Consider the following 1,415-nt stretch of genomic DNA (forward strand, 5'->3'; position numbering starts at 1 on the left):
ATTATCTCCAGGTAATAAAAAACCCCGCCGGAGCGAGGTTGATTTAATTAGGCAGTGTATTCAGACGTACATATCGGGCAGAACCGGAAGGCTGAGCGACGTCACCGTGTTATTACCGAAAATGGCATATTGCTCGCGCCCAAGATATTTTCCGCCCTGAACTGAAGCGTTGCCGTTCTGTATTTTTATTCCGAACATTCGATATACATACATGCCGTTTACCGTATGCACCATTAGCCCAAACCTACCCAGCGGAACATATCCGTTACCGATGCTCACGGCACTTGTCGAAGGGGTCCAGAGTTGGTTGAGGTATACGAATGGTCGTTTTGTGGTTGAAAAGGTGCAGGCCCCTGCAGCATTAAAAATATTGAGGCCGGTACCCGGCTGCGGCGCTACGCCACTGGCAAAAATAACGATGTCTATCGTGCCGGTTGCGGGAGCATCATCGTTCGTGGACGGAGGGCTGAAGAGCCTGACGGTGTTACCGTCGAAGTCAATCGTGTTACCGCTATTACAGCGCCCGAAAACGACGTACTTCGACTTGTCGTATCCTGCTATCGTCGGAACCGCCCATCCTCCGGTCGGAACACTTACTGTACCCTTCCAGATACACTGCCCTGACTGCGTGGCATTGGTTATCGAGGTGAAGTCAGTACTGTCGCTAATGAGCAGGCCCACCCCGCTTCGCTGACCTGTCGGAAATATCTGCCAGACACTACCGGGAAAGGTATAGGTACTATCTCTCTCACTTATACCCAGCGCCTGCATTCTCGAATTTTGCGTAACCCTCCCACCAGAGATAGTGATGGAATTCATTTTATGCCACAGCCCTGAATCAACATAGGCAGTCGCATGCGGTATAAACAGCACCTGCGCTCCTGAAACATAACCAGCGATGTCCACATACTTTGCTTTCTGGTAGCCAGTGTCAAAGCTGCCACCAAAAGACGGGCATCTCAGGCCCGCCGTTATCTCCATACGCTTTCCGCCGTCATTAAGTTCTATCAATAATCCTGTCGGCATCTTATGTCCATGTCCCCAGTACAATCCGGCCACCACCAGGAATGTTGACGGTTAAACCGTTGCCATTGATCACTGTTGTGTTGCCGGAGCCATTGAAAGAAAAATTACCGTTTGTGGCGTAAATCGAGCCGCGAACGGTCACGTTGTTGAACGTCGCGTAGCCTGACTTGTTGATGTGCCAGCCAACGTTCCCCGTGCCGTCCCAGGTTGAAGACTGAATATAGCTGCCGATTTTGGCGTTACCGATCGTCCCGTCACCAATTACTGTGTCCCGGATGATGGCTTGTCCGTTCTGGATAACAAACGGAAGAGTCACGGCGCCGCCTGCCTGGGTCATAACCGCGAAGCGGTCAGCCAGGAAGAGAACCTGCGTCTGCATTCCAGATGGC

2 protein-coding genes are annotated in these 1,415 nt (G+C 51.7%); both read right to left on the reverse strand.

From position 1 onward, the window contains the following. Positions 1-60 precede the first annotated feature (60 nt). Entirely contained in the window at positions 61-1,026 is a 966-nt protein-coding gene (locus M8370_RS23330) for a DUF6453 family protein (RefSeq protein WP_058683955.1), read from the reverse strand. A 1-nt stretch (position 1,027) separates the two neighbouring features. Further along, positions 1,028-1,415: phage tail tip fiber protein (locus M8370_RS23335; RefSeq protein WP_250021865.1), on the reverse strand; the 388-nt coding region annotated here is incomplete at its 5' end.

The organism is Enterobacter cloacae complex sp. OE43NF (assembly GCF_023544405.1).
Lineage (GTDB): Bacteria > Pseudomonadota > Gammaproteobacteria > Enterobacterales > Enterobacteriaceae > Enterobacter > Enterobacter cloacae.